The organism is Microbacterium esteraromaticum (genome assembly GCF_014084045.1).
Lineage (GTDB): Bacteria > Actinomycetota > Actinomycetes > Actinomycetales > Microbacteriaceae > Microbacterium > Microbacterium esteraromaticum_D.
On record NZ_CP043732.1, the window covers coordinates 2438028 to 2454615 of the forward strand.

Here is a 16588-nt window from a genome sequence, read left to right on the forward strand (position 1 = left end):
TCTCGGTCGACCTCAGAGGCGCCCGGCGGCCTTGAGCTCGAGGTAGCGGTCGGCGATCCGGGGAGGCAGCTGTTCGGGGTCGGACGCGATCGCCTCGCCGCCGGCGCGTCGGATCGCGTCGGCGACGACCTGGGCATCCGCCATGGTCTGCTCCGCAGCGGCGGCGAGGTAGACGTCCGCGCGGGAGTCTCTCCGGCGCGCGAGCGCTCCTATCGCGTCATCGGTCACCGACCCGACCAGCACCGTCGTCGCCCTGGAGGCGTTCGGGAACGCGCCGAGGAACCCGCGAGCCGTCTCGGCTGCATCCTGTGCGGTCAGCACGACGATGAGCGAGGGCCTGGTGGTGAGCGTGCGGATGGCTGCGAAGGCGCCCGCCCAGTCGGTGTCGACCAGGCGCGCGTGCACGGGCGCCATCGCATCTGTCAGGGCGGGCAGCAGCGCGGCGCCGTCGACGCCCGTGACCCTCGCTCTGGCGACCCTGTCGTACATGAGCAGGTTGATGTGATCGCCGGCGCGGGCGGCCAGGGCGGCGAGCAGCAGAGCCGCCTCGAGCGATGCGTCGAGGCGGGTGCTGTCTCCCACGCGCGCTGCCGCCGTGCGCCCGGTGTCGATCAGGATGACCACCTGGCGATCGCGCTCTGGTCGCCAGGTGCGCAGCATCGTCGTGCCGGCCCGGGCTGTCGCCCGCCAGTCGATCGAGCGGATGTCGTCGCCGCGTACGTACTCCCGCAGCGAGTCGAACTCCGTGCCCTGGCCGCGGACCTGGATCGAGGTGTTCCCGTCGAGCTCTCGCAGCCGCGCGAGCCGTGAGGGCAGGTGCTTGCGCGAACTGAACGCCGGCAGCACCCGCAGTGTCCCGCGCACGTCGTGCCGAGCCTGACGGCCGGCGAGGCCCATCGGCCCGCGTGAGCGCACCACGACGAACTCGCTGACCAGCTCGCCGCGACGACGGGGGAGGAGGGGAACCTCGACACGGCGACGCTCACCCGGAGGGATGCTGATCCGCTCTCGCTCCTGCGGAGCGCCGGCAGTCGGCTGCCAGGCGTCGCGCAGCTGCCCGCGCAGCGTCCTCGAGCCGATGTTCTGCACGGCGACACTCGTCTGCGCGGGCTCGCCCAGGCGGCCTCGCGCAGGGATGGACCTGGTCACGATGAGAGAGCGCGGGCTGGGTGCCGCGAGGACGTCGGCCGCCACGAGCACGACGCACAGCAGCACCCACGCCCCGAGGACCGCCCACGGCGGCGCGCCGGCGGCACCGAGCAGCACCGTCGGCACGACGCCCAGCGCGACCAGCGGGGCGAGAAGCGCAGTGACGAACATGTCAGATCGGCACTCGAGTCTGCTGCACGACCGACTGCAGGACGGCATCGGCCGAGACGCCCTCCATCTGGGCATCCGGGCGCAGCTGCAGCCGATGGCGCCACACGGGCATGAGCATGGTCTGCACGTGGTCGGGGGTGACGGCGCTCGATGCGTTCAGCCACGCCCAGGCCTTCGACGCGGCCAGCAGAGCGGTCGAGGCGCGAGGACTGGCGCCGAGCTCTACCGAGGGCGACTGGCGCGTCGCGCGAGCGAGGTCGACGACATATCCGAGCACGTCATCGGTCACCTGCACGCGAGCCGCGGCATCCTGTGCGGCTCGGATCTCATCGGCGGACACGGCGGCCTCGACGCCCGTGAGCAGGCGGGGCGAGAAGCCGCTCGCGTGCAGCCGCAGCACCGAGACCTCGGCGTCGCGCTCCGGCATGCCGACGACGAGCTTCATCAGGAAGCGGTCGAGCTGCGCCTCCGGCAGGGTGTACGTGCCCTCGTGCTCGACGGGGTTCTGTGTCGCGGCGACCAGGAACGGGTCGGGCAGTGGCCGGCTGAGCCCGTCGGCGGAGACCTGCCGCTCCTCCATGGCCTCGAGCAGCGCCGCCTGCGTCTTGGGGGGAGTCCTGTTGATCTCGTCGGCGAGCAGGATGTTGGTGAACACCGGCCCAGCGCGGAACTCGAACTCTCCGGTGCGGGCGTCGTACACCAGCGATCCGGTGACGTCTCCCGGCATCAGGTCAGGGGTGAACTGCACGCGCTTGGTGTCGAGCCCGACGGCCCTCGCGAAGCTGCGCACGACGAGCGTCTTCGCGACGCCCGGCACGCCCTCCAGCAGCACGTGGCCGCGGGCGAGCAGGGCCACGAGCAGGCCGGTCACGGTACCGGCCTGGCCGACCACGGCCTTGTCGACCTCAGTGCGGACGCGGTGCATCGCCTGGCGCAGCGCGTCATCGGACGGCGGCGCGGCGGGGGTGGTGCTCTCGTCGCTCACGGGCGGTTCCTTTCGGTATGGGCGGCGTCGACCGCCGTCTCGAGTTCGGCGAGTCGTCTGGCGAGATCGACCAGCTCGCGATCGTCTGCGGGCGGGGCGCCGTCGAGCAGGTCGTGCAGGGACCCGCGCGGGATGCCGAGTCGGTCGGATGCCGCATCCGCGACCTCGACGGCTGTCGCGCGCGCGCTGAGAGCCAGGCGCTGAGCGAGCCTCGCGCGGGTTCCCGCCCTGATCGCGGCTGCGGCGTGCGGGGCATCCGCCGCCTTCGCCGTGAGTCTGGCGCGACCGTGCATGGTCTCGGATGCGCGGACGGTGACGGGCAGCGACTCCGACACCAGCGGGCCGAACCGCGCTCCGCGCCACCAGATCGCGGCGATGCCGGCGAGGATCAGCAGGACGATGGCGGGAGTCACCCAGCCCGGCGTCAGGTCGCCGAGCGTCGCAGGCTCGTCGGCGACGCGGTCACCGTCCTCGAAGGAGCCCGCGTACCACACCACATGATCTGTCTGGGCGAGCAGGGCGAGTCCCAGAGCGGCATTGCCGTCTTCGGCGAGATGGCGGTTGGAGAGCATCCGGGATGCCTCGATGAACGAGATCCGCGCTCCGTCGCGTTCGGCGATGAGCAGCGCTGCGCCACCGGCGTCGTCGCGGAAGCACCCCTCGACGCCGTCGCCTGGCTCGAACATCCGCTCGGCCTCGATCCGGCCGGTCCTGGCGAACGCGGGCAGGTCGCACTCCGCATCGACCGCCCCGAGCCCTCCTGCGCTCCTGCCCAGATCGAGGAGGTCGAGGATCCGCGCGCTCGTGCTGAGAAGCACGACTCGGTCCGCCTCGCCGATCAGGGTGAGCACCGCGTCGTCGCTGAGCGCGACGGGGTCGGTGAGCACCAGCGTGCTGCCCGGCTCGAGCTCGGCGGCCACGGCCATGCGGCTGCGCACCACGTCGATCTCGGTGCCCTGCTGGCGTACCAGCTCGGCCATCGCCTTGGCGCCGCCGGGCGCGGGGGAGTCGGGATTGAGCGCTCCTGCGAGCGACGGGGCTGTGGTGACCAGTCGCAGCGATAGCAGGGCGATGCCGACGAGCAGCACGATGACGAACAGCCACCCGAGCACCCCGGCCCTACGGCCGGGGCGGCGCGGCGCGGCGGTGCTGCCGACGGCGTCGCCGACCAGGGAGATGACGGCGCTCATGCGGGAACCCGCCCGGCCCCGGCGACAGCGGTGAGGCGAGGCGCAGTCGCCTGCACCTCGTCGTCGGTCGCGACGATCGCACGGTAGTCGGCCTCGTTCGCGGACGAGCCGAGGTAGCGGACGGAGTCGAAGAGCGTCGCCGCGTCGTGCAGCGCGCCGCCGGCCGAGGGGAGGGCCGGCGCGGCCTCGCGGGCGATGCCCTGCGCTGTGGCGCCAGGGGCCGGATCGATGAGATCCCGTTCGAGGAGTCCGCGAGCGAGTGCCCGGAAGCGCAGCACCACTGCGGCATCCCAGTCGCCGTCGCGGGCGCGGCGCTCGGCATCCGCTCGCAGCTGCGCCGCGGTGCGATCATCCCTCTCGCCGAGCAGGTCGGCGCGTCGACGTACGACGCGCGACGCGCGCGGCCTGCCCCAGACGATCAGGGCGACGACGATCGCGGCGATGACGACGATGGCGATCATGGTCAGTGCGAGCGGAGCGACGGCGCCGGCGCCGTCGCCGTTGAAGAGGCCGAAGAACCACTCCGCGATGTCTGCGGCGAGCTGGTCGAACCAGTTCGGCTTCGCGGCCTGGTACTCGCCCTTCGACAGCTCCTCCTGCGCCCGGCGACGTGCGTCGTCGCCATCCGGCACGAAGACGTCGGCGGCCGCGAGCAGTGCGATCATTCGGCTCCGCCCGGTGCCGCCCAGCTGTCGTGAGACGACGGGGGAGGTGCCGCCGGCGGCGCGGATTCACCCGTCGACGGCGGCTGCGCAGCGGCCTGGCCGGGGTGCGGCTGGCCGGGGTACGCCTGGCCGGGATACGGCTGAGCCGGGTACGCCTGGCCGGGGTATGGCGGAGCCGGGTACGGCGACGGCGCCTGTGGCTGAGTACCGCCTGTCTGGGGCTGCTGGGGGTAGGCCTGGGGGTAGCCGTTCGACGGCGCGTAGTATCCGGTCGACGGGCCGGCCGGATACGGAGCGTATCCGGCGGGCTGCTTCGGTGGGGGCGTCTTGGACACGGCGCGGGCGGGATCCACCGCATACGGGTCGCCGAGCTCGTCATCCGTCGCCCCGAGCGAACTGCGCTCGACGTGACGGATCAGTGTCTGGTCGAGGCCCTCGTAGCGCATCCGGCTGTCGAGATAGATGAGCGTCGCCCCGGTTCCCTGCACGACGAGGGTGATCGCCTGGACGGCGAGCACGAGGATCTGAGGCAGCACGGTCGCGGCGATGAGAGCGACGATCTCGCTCTCATCCGGCGATCCGGTCGGGGCCAGCACGCCCCCCACCACGCCGGAGATGATGGAGCCGGGCACGCTCACCACCTGGGCTGCGAGCCCCATGATCGCTCCGATGAGGAACATGACGCCGAGGGCGGGCCAGAAGCGTCCGCGGATGAGGCGCCAGGAGCGCACCAGGGCCGAGCCGAGGGTCGCGTGCTCCAGCACCAGCGCCGCGGGCACGACGAGCAGCTTCGTGGTCAGCCACACCGCCAGCGGGATGCTGGCGAGCACGAGCAGGACGATGAGGCCGACGGCGATGCCTATCGAGCCGTCTGCGAAGCCGCTGCCGGCCATGATGGCGATCGCCGCGCCGCCGACGGCGAGGATCCAGAGCAGCGCCGCAAGTCCCTGCAGCAGAGCGAAGCCGAAGAGCCGCCAGAACGCGGGGCGGACCCGCGACCACAGTGCGCGCAGCGGGGCCTTGCGGCCGAGGGCTGCGAACGAGACGTCAGCGGCGACCAGTCCCTGCACGATCGAGGTGAACGCCACGCTGGCGAGCGTGAGCACGACGCCGACGAGGATGCTGACGGCGATCGTGCCGGCGAGGATCGGTCCCTGATCGGGGGATCCGGGCGGGACACTCGCGATCCGCGCGGCCGCGAAGCCGGCGACGAGCACGATCACGACGACGGCGATCGCTGTGATGGCGAACTGAACGGCCACCGCGAAGCCGAACAGCACCTTCGGGTTGTGCCGGAGCGCGCTGAAGGATCGTCCCAGAATCATCCCGAACGTCATCGGGTGCAACGGGATCGCACTCTTCCTCGGCGCGGGGGTCCAGGTCTGACCGCTCATTCGCACTCCCTCCCTGTGCCCTCCCATCGTGGCACACCGTCCGGGCGAGACGGAGCGCGCATGCCTCCGCGCTCACGGGGCAATGTCAAGTAGGCTGATCCGAGTCGCCCGGCTTGGGGCTGCCGGTGACGCACAGGAGAGAAAGCTGAGGCTGAGCGGACCATGACCTCTCGTATCCTCGTGGTCGACGACGACACGGCGCTCGCCGAGATGATCGGCATCGTGCTGCGCACGGAGGGCTTCGAGGCGCTGTTCTGCGCCGACGGCGCGCAGGCCGTCGAGGAGTGGCGCGCGGCCCGGCCCGACCTGGTGCTGCTGGACCTCATGCTGCCCGGGATGGACGGCATCGAGATCTGCACCCGCATCCGCGCGGAGTCCGGTGTGCCCATCATCATGCTCACCGCCCGCAGCGACACCGCTGACGTCGTGCGCGGCCTCGAGGTCGGCGCCGACGACTACATCGTCAAGCCGTTCAACCCCAAAGAGCTCGTCGCCCGCATCCGCACTCGTCTGCGGCCGGCGCCGCAGACGGCGACCGAGGTGCTGCGGGTCGGCGACCTGACGATCGACGTCGATGCACACGAGGTGCGTCGCGGCACGGCGCCCATCGCCCTGACGCCGCTCGAGTTCCAGCTGCTCGTCGCCCTGGCGTCGAAGCCGCAGCAGGTCTTCTCCCGCGAGATGCTGCTCGAGCAGGTGTGGGGCTACCACTACAAGGCCGACACGCGACTGGTGAACGTGCACGTGCAGAGGCTGCGTGCGAAGGTCGAGCTCGACCCCGACAATCCGCGCATCGTGATGACCGTGCGGGGCGTGGGCTACCGCGCCGGCAGCGTCAGCTAGGCGTCGATGGTGGCCGCGAACCCTCCGACGCGGGTCATCGCCGCCCTCTGGGGTGGTCCCCGCAAGTGGCCGGAGGTCGTCTCAGCGCTGTGGCGCACCTCGATGCGCTTCCGCGCGACGGCGATCACGCTGATGCTGACCTCGCTCGCCATCTTCATCATCTGCGTGGTGATCGCCCTCGTCATCCGCGGTGATCTGTTCGAGTCGCGCAAGGACGAGGCGCTGCACAACGCCAGGGCGGCCGTGTCAGCGGCCCAGAAGCAGCTCGACTCCGGGCAGACCGGAGATGACCGCGCGACCATCGCGGCGGTGTGGGGCGAGGCGCAGCGGGTGCTCGGGCGCACCGCGTCATCGAGCCGCATCGTCGGTTTCATCGCCGAGACGCAGGGCGACGGCTACACTCCGACCGGATTCCGCAGCCTCGAGTACTCGTCCGGGCAGCTGACGCTGAGCGACGAGCTGCGCACCCGTGTCACGCAGGTGCCCACCCGGCAGGCATGGCAGTCGATCGCGCTTCCTCAGCCCGACGGATCGCGCGCTGCCGGGATCGTGGTCGGGCAGCTGCTCGAGTTCCGCGGGGTCGGCACCTACGAGGTGTACATCGCCTACGACCTGGTGGATGCCGACGAGACGCTGCTCTTCGTGCAGCGCACGCTGTGGTTCGCCGGGATAACGCTGGTCGCCCTCATCGCCGCCATCTCGTGGCTGGTGCTCAGGTCGGTCTCGGTGCCGATCATCGAGGCGGCCGAGACCAGTGAGCGCCTCGCCGCGGGCGATCTCGAAGTGCGCCTGCCCGTCCACGGCGATGACGAGCTCGCGAGCCTCGGTCGCTCGTTCAACGCGATGGCGGACAGCATCGAGAGCCAGATCAAGGAACTCGCGGAGCTCTCGCTCGTGCAGCAGCGCTTCGTGTCGGACGTCTCGCACGAGCTGCGCACGCCGCTGACGACGATCCGCCTGGCCGCCGAGATGATCAACGACACCCGCAACGAGTTCGACCCCGTCACCGCCCGCACGGCCGAGCTGCTGCACACGCAGGTGCAGCGCTTCGAGACCCTGCTCGCCGATCTGCTCGAGATCAGCCGCTACGACGCAGGGTCCGTGCAGCTCGAGGTCGAGGCGACGAGCCTCGCGCAGCTGGCCGAGGAAATGGTCGATCAGCTGCGGCCGCTGGCATCCGCCCACGACACCGAGCTGCGGCTGGTGGCGCCGGGCGGCTACTCGCCCGTCGACATGGATCCGCGCCGCGTGCGCCGCGTGCTGCGCAACCTCATCGGCAACGCGATCGAGCACGGCGAGGGCGAGCCGATCGTCGTCACGGTCGACAGCGATCAGCACGCGGTCGCCGTCGGCGTGCGCGATTTCGGACTCGGCATGCGCCCCGAAGACGCCGAGCACGTCTTCGACCGGTTCTGGCGTGCTGACCCCTCGCGCAAGCGCACGATCGGCGGGACGGGCCTCGGGCTCTCGATCGCCTTGGGCGATGCCAAGCTGCACCGCGGCACCCTCGAGGTGTGGTCGGAGCTCGGCGTCGGCACGAACTTCGTGCTGACCATCCCGCGCGGCCCTGAGATGGAGATCGGTCGCGGACCGGTGCCGCTCGAGCCGGAGGACACCGTCGTCGACCTCGTCGATGTCACCGAGCCGATCACGCTGCGCGGTGTGCGCGACCTGTCCGATCAGCCGGAGCCGCTCGAGGCCGGCGGCGGGGATGACGACGTGAAGGGGGAGCAGAGCCCATGACCTCGCGCAAGAGCATCCGGGCTCTCTCCGGGATCGCCGCCCTCCTCGCCTCCGCGCTGCTTCTCGCGGGATGCACCGGCCTGCCCACCGAGGGACCGCCGAACGCGGGCCTCGTCGTCGGCGACGAGGTCGACGAGCCTCCGTTCTCGTTCATCGCCGAAGGGCCGGAGCCCGGCGCGAGCCCGGCGAGGATCGTCGAGGGATTCCTCGATGCGTCGATGTCTCCGACGGACTCGTGGGAGACCGCACGCACCTTCCTCACCGAGGACTTCCGAGGTGCGTGGAAGCCGGAGGCTGCGGTCACCATCGACTCGTCGGTCGACAAGCGCGACTACGACTCGTCGGTGCAGCCGGATGACGAGGATGCGACCTCCGCCGAGGTCAGCGTCACTCTCGACCAGGTCGCCAGCGTCGACGCCGACGGCGTCTACAGCGCCGAGACGGGAACGGGCAACGCGGTGTACCGGCTCGTGCGCGAGGAGGGCGGGGAGTGGCGCATCGCGGAGGCCCTCGACGGCATCACCCTCGATGTCGAGACGTTCGGGCAGGTCTACGAGAAGTTCTCGCTCAAGTTCTTCGACCCCACGTGGACCCATCTCGTCCCCGACGTGCGCTGGTTCCCCCGGCGCGCGGCCATGGCCACGACCGTGGTGCGGGCGCTGATCTCAGGCGGACCGAGCGAGTGGCTCGCCCCGGCCGTACGGCCCTTCTCGTCGGATGTCGAGATGGTCGGCGACTCGGTGACGGTCGACGCCTCGCAGGTGGCGTCGGTGCCCCTGACCAGGGCGGCGCTGTCGGCGTCTCCGACCGACCTCGCCAGGATGCGCACGCAGCTCGAGGCGAGCCTGGAGGGCTCCGGCGTCACCCAGGTCCGGCTGCTCGTCGACGGCGTGCCGTTGGAGGCGGGCAGGGTCCAGGTCGAGGATCCGATCGTCGATCCGGGCGTGCTCGTGCTCGATGACGAGACCTTCGGCACCGCCACCTCCGGCGGGAAGATCGCACCGGTGGCCGGGCTGACCGCACAGATCGCGAAGATCGTCGAGCCGATCGCGGCCGTCGACGTCTCCGCCGACGCACAGCTCGCCTCCGTGCAGCTGCGCGACGGCCGCGTTTTCGCCGTGAGCGACGGCGACACCAACGAGATCGACGGGAGGTCGGGGCTGATCGCGCCGTCGCTCGACCCCTTCGGACTGCTGTGGACGGTGCCGACAGGCAACCCGTCGCAGCTGCAGGTGTCGACCGCGCAGACCGACCCCTCGATGGTGGCGGATGCATGGCCTGCCGCCGACTCGATCAGTCAGCTCAGAGTGTCGGCCGACGGTGCGCGCGTCGCGGCGATCGTCGGCACGGGAGCCGACCGACGGCTGGTGGTGTCAGCGGTCATCCGCGACGACGACCAGCGGCCGGTCAGCCTCGGCCCGCCTTTCGAGGTGGGCAGGCTCACCGGCGCGACTCAGGGGCTCTCGTGGGTCGGCGCCGACGCCGTCGCCGTGCTCGGCACCGTGCCGGACCCGACGCTCACCACCCGCATCATCGGCGGACCCTCGACGGTGTCCTCTGCCCCCGCGGGGGCGATCGCACTCGCCGGGGCGAAGACGGTCACCGGACTGCGGGTGCTGTCGTCCGACGAGTCGGTGTACGCGCAGCGCGGGTCGTTCTGGCAGGAGTCGGTCGCCGACGTGCTCGTGCTCGGCACGAGGGCCGGGTACTGACTCGTCCTGCACAGGGCGAAGGGACGGTCGCTTCTCCCCAGATCCGACTCCACGTCCACTCGCAGGCACGGCCGTGCGGCACAGTCGGGGGATGGATGCGGATCACTGGCGGCGGATCGCGAGCGACGCGCTCGCCCTGCTGCTCGCGGCGAGCTGTCCCGGCTGCGACCGCGGCGGCACGCTGCTGTGCGACCGATGCCGGATGCAGCTGCGCGCCGACCCGCATGAGGTGCGCACTCCGCACGGGCTGGCCGTGCACGCGGCTCTGCGATACGAGGGGGTTCCCGCCCGCGCGATCCGGCGCCTGAAGGAGGACGGCGCGACGCTGCTCGCGCGTCCGCTCGGGGCTGCCCTGGGCGCCGTCCTTCGCCCGCGGGCGGGCGATGCCCTGATCGTCCCCGTGCCGACGAGCCGGGCGTCGTTCCGTCGCAGGGGATACCGCGTGCCCGACCTGCTCGTGCGGCGGGCGGGACTCGAGGCGCACCGCAACCTGGCATCCGCTCGCCTCACCGATGACCAGCGCGGCCTCGGCCGCGCTGGTCGAGCGCGCAACGTGGCCGGCAGCATGCGGGCCACAGCGCACGGGCGAGGAGGGGTCGTGATCGTCGACGATGTGGTGACGACGGGGGCGACGCTGGACGAGGCGGCGAGGGCGCTGAGCGCCGCTGGATTCACGCCCGTCTGCGCAGTCGCACTGGCATCCACCCCGCGTATCCGCGACACGGTGAATTCATCATTAACGGATAGTGACATGGCGGTGCGCGGCGACTAGCGTAGGGGGTCACAAGGCGACCACGGTCCGCCCTTGGCCGGGCGGACCGGGACAAGGAGACAGTGATGGAAACGAGCATCGTCGGCGTCGGAGTGAGCATCTCCGATCGATTCCGCACCGTTGTCGAAGAGAAGACAGCCCGTATCCAGACGCTCGCCCCGCGAGCGCAGCGACTCGAGATCAAGGTCACCCATCGCGCGTATCGCAACGGCCGGCTTCCTGATGAGACCGTCGAGCTGACGCTGCTCGGCAAAGGGCCGGTGATCCGCGCGGAGGCGGTCGATCCCGACAAGTTCGCCGCGCTCGACATGGCGCTCGACAAGCTCGCCGAGCAGCTGCGCCGTGCCAAGGAGAAGCGGATCGACGGACGCCACCACCCGCGAGGCGCCCATTACGAGAAGGGCAGCGGCGCGCTGGCGGGCATCGACGTGCAGCCCGCCTCGGTCGACGTGCTGCACGCCGTCGCCACCGGTGCCATCCCCGTCCAGGAGGACGAGGAGGAGGCGTACTCGCCCGTGGTCATCCGCACGAAGAACTTCGATCCTGAATGGATGACCGTCGAGGAGGCCGTCGACCGCATGGAGCTGGTCGGCCATGACTTCTTCCTCTTCGTCGATGCCCGCACCGACCACCCCAGCGTCGTCTACCGCCGCAAGGGCTGGGACTACGGCGTCATCGCTCTGACCACCGCCGCGGCGCCGCCGGCCGAGGAGGAGCTGGCATCCTGACCCGCGCATGAGAGAGGCGCCCTTCCCCATCGGGGGAGGGCGCCTCTCTCATGCGCGAGCCGTGCGATCGCGGAGCGGATCAGTCGAAGATGCCATCCAGGATGCTGCCGATCACGAGGCCGCCGAGCACACCGCCCATGACATCGCCGCCGCCCATGCCGCCACGGCGCCCTCCGCCGCCCCAGCCGTCATTGCCCCAGTCCTGGTTCTGCGGCCGAGACGAGTCGATGTCTCGCTGGGCGAGCTGCAGCGCCTCGGATGCCAGCTGCGCCACGCGCCGCGCGGACGACAGCGCCTGCTCGCGGGTGTCCTCGGCCGGCAGCATCGCGGGAAGGTCGACGCGGAGGCGCTCCGCCTCTGCGAGACGCGTGCGTGCATCGGCGCCGATCCAGCCGCGATGCCCGGCGATGAGGCCACGGGCGACACCCAGCTGGCGATCGGCGTCGTCGACCGCGTGCTGCACGTGCTCGAGCGAGGGGAGTGGGTTCTGCGCGCGGTACTGCGCCTTGGCGATCGCCTCGTCGAGCGCGGTGTTGGCACCGCGCAGCTGCGTGAGCTCGGTGAACGGGTCGTTGCGGCTCCCCGACGGTGCGAGCGCGAGAAGCGCAGCTTCGAGGTCGGCGGTCGCCCTGGCCACCTCAGGGGTCTGCGGGGCGTTGCGAGCGGCGACGATGTCGCCCCTGGAGTCGGCGACCACATCCGCAAGAGTGGACTCGGCGCGCAGCGCCTGGATCTCGAAGTCCTCGACGGCATCCAGCAGCGCGCCGGCTCGGCGCACGGCCTCGGTGGCGGTCTCGAGGGCGAGGTTCGCCTCCTCGTTCTGACGGGCGGCGCGGCGGCGCTCCGACACGTCTGCGCCGTGGGTGGCGAAGTCGAGCAGCTGCTGTGCCTCGTCGCCCGACGAGGCGATGCGGCGCATCGCGGTCTCCGAATAGCGCGACGAGAGGCGCTCGATGCTCGATCGCGCCTGGGGGATGCGGGAGGCGAGGGCCTCGGCATCCTGTCGCACCTGCGCGATGATCTCGGGAGCGCGTCGCACCTTCGCGACCGTCTCGGCGAGGTCTCCTGTCTTCTCGTCGAGCAGGTTCTCCGCCCACTCGCACAGCTGAATGATCCGGGCATTGCGGGTGCGCAGCTCTTCGACGGTGTCGGGGATCTCGTCGTGGTTCAGCTGGTGCAGCTGGAACGCCTCGCCCAGGTGCGTGCGCACCGACGTGAGGGCATTGGCGAGATCCGCCGTCAGCGACTCGCCGAGCTCGGCCTGCGCGAACGCGAGTTCGTCCGACGTGGTGCGGATGCGCTCGTCCGCCGCCACCAGCGCCTGCTCTGCGCGGCGCGCGAGGTCTGCGTCCTGCGCTGCGAGCGCCTCTTCTTCACGTCTGCGTCTGCCCCAGAATCCGGCCATGTCTCGATCCTACGGTCGCCGGACCATGCGCGCGCTGTGCATCCGATGCGCCCGTCGCGAACACCCGGCCGGTCAGGCGGGCGCCTTCGCGGGGCGGCCGCGCTTGGGGCGCTCGGTCGACAGCTCGAGCCGGAGCGCGTGCTGAGGATGCGCGTCAAGGCGGTGCTCGACGCGATCGAGCCAGCGCAGCGCGGCTTCCGCGGCGAAGATCATCGAGTCCACCACCAGCGACCACGCGAGGTGCTCAGGGCCGTCGGGATCCGCGCCGGTGTATCTCGCGCTGGTCAGCTCCTCCAGCTGCGCGAGCGATGCGCTGCGCTGCCTGCGGATCACCGCCGAGACGTCGACACCGGGAAGCGTCGCGGCGACGGCGAGCTTGATGGCGAGCTCATCGCGCGTGCCCTGCGCCCGTGCGACGGGGGACTGCAGCCAGGCGCTCACATCGGCGCGGCCGGCCGCGGTGATCTGCCAGTACACGTGACCCTGCTCGTCGACGTCCCCCTTCTCGACGAGGCCGTCGCGCTCGAGGCGTTCGAGCGTGTTGTAGATCTGGCCGACGTTGAGAGGCCAGGTCGACCCGGTGCGTCGGTCGAACTCCGCGCGCAGCTGGTAGCCGTAGCAGGGCCCCTGGTCGAGGATGGCGAGCAGGCTCTGACGGACGGACATGGCGACTCCTCGATCCGGTCGGATATCACGTTTCTGGGTATATGCATATCCGGAAACATGGTGTGATGACGGACGCGCCGCGGCGTGTCCGTTCGCGCTGAGCGAGCGCCGACCTGCTCGCGCACAGCGTGCGCAGGTCACGCGCCGGTAACATGGCAAAGCATGTCCTGTGCAGACCCCTGCGCCGGGCCGTATACCCAAGGGAGACATCCGTGGCGAATCCTCTCGAGAAGCTGCTGCGTGCGGGCGAGGGACGCATCCTGCGCCGACTGAAGCAGGTCGCGAAGGCCGTGAACGCGCTCGAAGACGACTTCGAGAAGCTCACCGACGACGAGCTGCGGAACGAGACCGCCGAGCTGCGCGCCCGGTTCGATGCGGGCGAGACCCTCGACCAGCTGATGCCGGAGGCGTTCGCCGCCGTGCGCGAAGCGGCCCGCCGCACCCTCGGCATGCGCGCATACGATGTCCAGCTCATGGGCGGAGCCGCGCTGCACTTCGGCAACATCGCCGAGATGAAGACCGGTGAGGGCAAGACGCTCGTCGCGGCATTCCCCTCGTACCTCAACGCCATCGCGGGCAAGGGCGTGCACGTCATCACCGTGAACGACTTCCTCGCCTCGTACCAGTCCGAGCTGATGGGGCGTGTGCATCGCGCCCTCGGCATGACCACCGGCACCATCGTCTCCGGTCAGTCGCCGGAGGTGCGCAGGCAGCAGTACGCCGCAGACATCACCTATGGCACGAACAACGAGTTCGGCTTCGACTACCTGCGCGACAACATGGCGTGGCGCAAGGAGGATCTCGTCCAGCGCGAGCACTTCTTCGCGATCGTCGACGAGGTCGACTCGATCCTCATCGACGAGGCCCGTACCCCGCTCATCATCTCCGGGCCCTCGTCGGGGGAGGCGAATCGCTGGTTCACCGAGTTCGCCAAGATCGCCCGCACCCTCGAAGTCGGCGTCGACTACGAGGTCGACGAGAAGAAGCGCACCATCGGCGTGCTGGAGCCCGGCATCGAGAAGGTCGAGGACTACCTCGGCATCGACAACCTGTACGAATCGGCCAACACTCCGCTCATCTCGTTCCTGAACAACTCGATCAAGGCGATCGCCCTGTTCAAGCGCGACACCGACTACGTCGTGATGAACGACGAGGTCATGATCGTCGATGAGCACACCGGTCGCATCCTCGTCGGGCGGCGCTACAACGAGGGCATCCACCAGGCGATCGAGGCGAAGGAGGGTGTGCCGGTCAAGGCCGAGAACCAGACCCTCGCCACGGTGACCCTGCAGAACTACTTCCGTCTGTACGAGAAGCTCGCCGGCATGACAGGAACGGCCGAGACCGAGGCCGCCGAGTTCATGTCCACCTACAAGCTGGGTGTCGTGCCGATCCCGACCAACCGCCCGATGATCCGCAAGGACCAGCCCGACCTGGTCTACAAGAACGAGCAGGCGAAGTTCGCCCAGGTCGTCGAGGACATCGCTGAGCGCCACAGGTCCGGCCAGCCCGTGCTCGTCGGCACGGTGAGCGTCGAGAAGAGCGAGTATCTCTCGCGGCTGCTCGCCAAGAAGGGCGTCAAGCACGAGGTGCTCAACGCCAAGAACCACGCACGCGAGGCCGAGATCGTCGCGCTCGCGGGCAAGCTCGGGGCGGTGACGGTGGCCACGAACATGGCGGGTCGAGGCACCGACATCATGCTCGGCGGGAACGCCGAGTTCCTCGCCGTGCAGGAGCTCAAGGCCAAGGGTCTGGATCCCGAGGAGACTCCGGAGGAGTACGAGGCGGCGTGGGACGAGACCTACGAGGCCATGAAGAAGAAGGTCGCCGAGGACGGCGAGAAGGTCGCCGAGGCCGGCGGTCTCTACGTGCTCGGCACCGAGCGCCACGAGTCCCGCCGCATCGACAACCAGCTGCGCGGTCGCTCGGGTCGTCAGGGCGACCCGGGCGAGAGCCGCTTCTACCTCAGCCTCACCGACGATCTCATGCGTCTGTTCCAGTCGGGTGCCGCCGAGGCGATCCTCGCGCGCACGAACTTCCCCGACGATGTGCCGATCGAGTCCGGCCTGGTCAGCCGTGCCATCCGCAGCGCGCAGTCTCAGGTCGAGGCGCGCAACGCCGAGATGCGCAAGAACGTGCTCAAGTACGACGACGTGCTCAATCGTCAGCGCGAGGCGATCTACGCCGACCGACGTCAGATCCTGCACGGCGATGACATCGCAGACCGGGTGCAGCACTTCATCGAGGACGCGATCGGCGGCATCGTCGACGACCACACCAGCACCGGTCACACCGAGAGCTGGGACTTCGACGCTCTGTGGGCCGAGCTCAAGACGCTGTACCCGATGGATGTGACCATCGACGAGGTCGTCGCCGAGGCGGGCGACCGCAAGGGAGCCATCACTGCCGAGGGCCTCAAGCGCGAGCTTCTCTCGGACGCGAAGATCGCCTACGACAAGCGCGAGGAGTCGCTCGGTGAGGCCGCCACGCGCGAGCTCGAACGCCGGGTGGTGCTTCAGGTGCTCGACCGGCGCTGGCGCGATCACCTGTACGAGATGGACTACCTCAAGGACGGCATCGGCCTGCGGGCCATGGCGCAGCGTGACCCGCTGATCGAGTACCAGCGCGAGGGCTACGCCATGTTCCAGGCGATGATGGGTCAGATCAAGGAGGAGTCGGTCGGCTACCTCTACAACCTCGAGGTCGAGGTGCGCCGCGCCGGCGACGACCAGACCGAGGTCGAGGCGAAGGGCCTTGCCGACGGACAGCCCGTGCAGAAGCTCGAGTACTCGGCGCCCAACGACTCGGGAGACGTCGAGGTGCGCAACGATCGGGGTCAGGTGCAGCAGGCGGCAACCGCACGCGCTTCGGCCGCATCCCGCGGCGCGTTCGGTCAGCAGGTGGATGCCGAGGAGCAGCCCTCTGGCAACCGCGAGCAGCGCAGGGCGCAGGGCAGGAAGAAGAAGTAAGGCCGTACGCAACGAGGAAGGGGCCGGATCCATGCGGATCCGGCTCCTTCCGTCTTCCGGGTCAGGAATTGAGCGGGTCCTGCGTGCGGCGAGGGCCAGGAGGACGCAGCTCCCGAAGCCGATGGTCGGCCCCGAGAGGCGGCGAGGTCGTCGACCTGCGCCAGGGACTCGACGAAGACCCGGGAGCGGTGCTCTC

The 16588-nt window shown here is 70.3% G+C and carries 13 protein-coding genes; 6 read left to right on the forward strand and 7 right to left on the reverse strand.

All coding sequences use genetic code 11. The annotated features are described in order from the left end of the window. Positions 1-12: 12 nt before the first annotated feature. Genes FVO59_RS11460 through FVO59_RS11480 form a run of 5 tightly spaced genes read right to left on the reverse strand, consistent with a single transcriptional unit; the run spans position 13 to position 5485 of the window. Complete coding sequence (locus FVO59_RS11460) at positions 13-1320, reverse strand: DUF58 domain-containing protein (protein WP_182252750.1); 1308 nt, start codon at positions 1318-1320, stop codon at positions 13-15. Between the two features lies 1 nt (position 1321). Next, positions 1322-2245: an AAA family ATPase gene (locus FVO59_RS11465; protein WP_182256758.1), complete on the reverse strand. Its 924-nt coding sequence runs from the start codon at positions 2243-2245 to the stop codon at positions 1322-1324. A 56-nt stretch (positions 2246-2301) separates the two neighbouring features. Continuing rightward, entirely contained in the window at positions 2302-3495 is a 1194-nt protein-coding gene (locus tag FVO59_RS11470; RefSeq protein ID WP_182252751.1) for a DUF4350 domain-containing protein, read from the reverse strand. Next, complete coding sequence (locus tag FVO59_RS11475) at positions 3492-4160, reverse strand: DUF4129 domain-containing protein (protein ID WP_182252752.1); 669 nt, start codon at positions 4158-4160, stop codon at positions 3492-3494. Before FVO59_RS11475 ends, FVO59_RS11470 begins: the two co-directional genes overlap by 4 nt. Beyond that, entirely contained in the window at positions 4157-5485 is a 1329-nt protein-coding gene (locus FVO59_RS11480) for a DUF7847 domain-containing protein (protein WP_182252753.1), read from the reverse strand. Before FVO59_RS11480 ends, FVO59_RS11475 begins: the two co-directional genes overlap by 4 nt. Before the next feature lie 231 nt (positions 5486-5716). Here FVO59_RS11480 and mtrA point away from each other — a divergent pair, with 231 nt between their 5' ends. From mtrA to hpf, 5 genes are all read left to right on the forward strand, one after another. Then, positions 5717-6397: an MtrAB system response regulator MtrA gene (gene mtrA / locus FVO59_RS11485; RefSeq protein ID WP_182252754.1), complete on the forward strand. Its 681-nt coding sequence runs from the start codon at positions 5717-5719 to the stop codon at positions 6395-6397. 6 nt (positions 6398-6403) lie between these two features. Then, positions 6404-8140, forward strand: a complete 1737-nt coding sequence (gene mtrB, locus FVO59_RS11490; RefSeq protein ID WP_182252755.1) for an MtrAB system histidine kinase MtrB — start codon at positions 6404-6406, stop codon at positions 8138-8140. Beyond that, positions 8137-9852 carry an LpqB family beta-propeller domain-containing protein gene (locus FVO59_RS11495; protein ID WP_182252756.1) on the forward strand — a complete coding sequence of 572 codons (1716 nt, stop codon included), beginning with the start codon at positions 8137-8139 and terminating at the stop codon, positions 9850-9852. The genes mtrB and FVO59_RS11495 overlap by 4 nt, the downstream gene beginning before the upstream one ends. A 91-nt stretch (positions 9853-9943) precedes the next feature. Further along, entirely contained in the window at positions 9944-10624 is a 681-nt protein-coding gene (locus FVO59_RS11500) for a ComF family protein (protein ID WP_182252757.1), read from the forward strand. Between the two features lie 65 nt (positions 10625-10689). Then, on the forward strand, positions 10690-11352 hold the full coding sequence (gene hpf / locus FVO59_RS11505) for a ribosome hibernation-promoting factor, HPF/YfiA family (protein WP_182252758.1): 663 nt from the start codon (positions 10690-10692) through the stop codon (positions 11350-11352). A 79-nt stretch (positions 11353-11431) separates the two neighbouring features. Here hpf and FVO59_RS11510 read toward each other — a convergent pair whose 3' ends face one another. After that, positions 11432-12757, reverse strand: coding sequence for a coiled-coil domain-containing protein (locus FVO59_RS11510; RefSeq protein ID WP_182252759.1), 1326 nt, complete (start codon positions 12755-12757; stop codon positions 11432-11434). Positions 12758-12829: 72 nt separating this feature from the next. Then, positions 12830-13423: a PadR family transcriptional regulator gene (locus FVO59_RS11515; protein ID WP_182252760.1), complete on the reverse strand. Its 594-nt coding sequence runs from the start codon at positions 13421-13423 to the stop codon at positions 12830-12832. 212 nt (positions 13424-13635) lie between these two features. On the opposite strand from FVO59_RS11515, the gene secA reads away from it, so the two are divergent. Then, on the forward strand, positions 13636-16392 hold the full coding sequence (secA, locus tag FVO59_RS11520; protein WP_182252761.1) for a preprotein translocase subunit SecA: 2757 nt from the start codon (positions 13636-13638) through the stop codon (positions 16390-16392). The last annotated feature ends 196 nt before the right edge of the window (positions 16393-16588 follow it).

Excerpts from the sequence above, each read along its gene's own strand:
- FVO59_RS11460 (WP_182252750.1), bottom strand. The coding sequence starts at position 1,320 with ATGTTCGTCACTGCGCTTCTCGCCCCGCTGGTCGCGCTGGGCGTCGTG.
- FVO59_RS11465 (WP_182256758.1), bottom strand. The coding sequence starts at position 2,245 with ATGCACCGCGTCCGCACTGAGGTCGACAAGGCCGTGGTCGGCCAGGCC.
- FVO59_RS11470 (WP_182252751.1), bottom strand. The coding sequence starts at position 3,495 with ATGAGCGCCGTCATCTCCCTGGTCGGCGACGCCGTCGGCAGCACCGCC.
- FVO59_RS11475 (WP_182252752.1), bottom strand. The coding sequence starts at position 4,160 with ATGATCGCACTGCTCGCGGCCGCCGACGTCTTCGTGCCGGATGGCGAC.
- FVO59_RS11480 (WP_182252753.1), bottom strand. The coding sequence starts at position 5,485 with ATGATTCTGGGACGATCCTTCAGCGCGCTCCGGCACAACCCGAAGGTG.
- mtrA (WP_182252754.1), top strand. The coding sequence starts at position 5,717 with ATGACCTCTCGTATCCTCGTGGTCGACGACGACACGGCGCTCGCCGAG.
- mtrB (WP_182252755.1), top strand. The coding sequence starts at position 6,404 with ATGGTGGCCGCGAACCCTCCGACGCGGGTCATCGCCGCCCTCTGGGGT.
- FVO59_RS11495 (WP_182252756.1), top strand. The coding sequence starts at position 8,137 with ATGACCTCGCGCAAGAGCATCCGGGCTCTCTCCGGGATCGCCGCCCTC.
- FVO59_RS11500 (WP_182252757.1), top strand. The coding sequence starts at position 9,944 with ATGGATGCGGATCACTGGCGGCGGATCGCGAGCGACGCGCTCGCCCTG.
- hpf (WP_182252758.1), top strand. The coding sequence starts at position 10,690 with ATGGAAACGAGCATCGTCGGCGTCGGAGTGAGCATCTCCGATCGATTC.
- FVO59_RS11510 (WP_182252759.1), bottom strand. The coding sequence starts at position 12,757 with ATGGCCGGATTCTGGGGCAGACGCAGACGTGAAGAAGAGGCGCTCGCA.
- FVO59_RS11515 (WP_182252760.1), bottom strand. The coding sequence starts at position 13,423 with ATGTCCGTCCGTCAGAGCCTGCTCGCCATCCTCGACCAGGGGCCCTGC.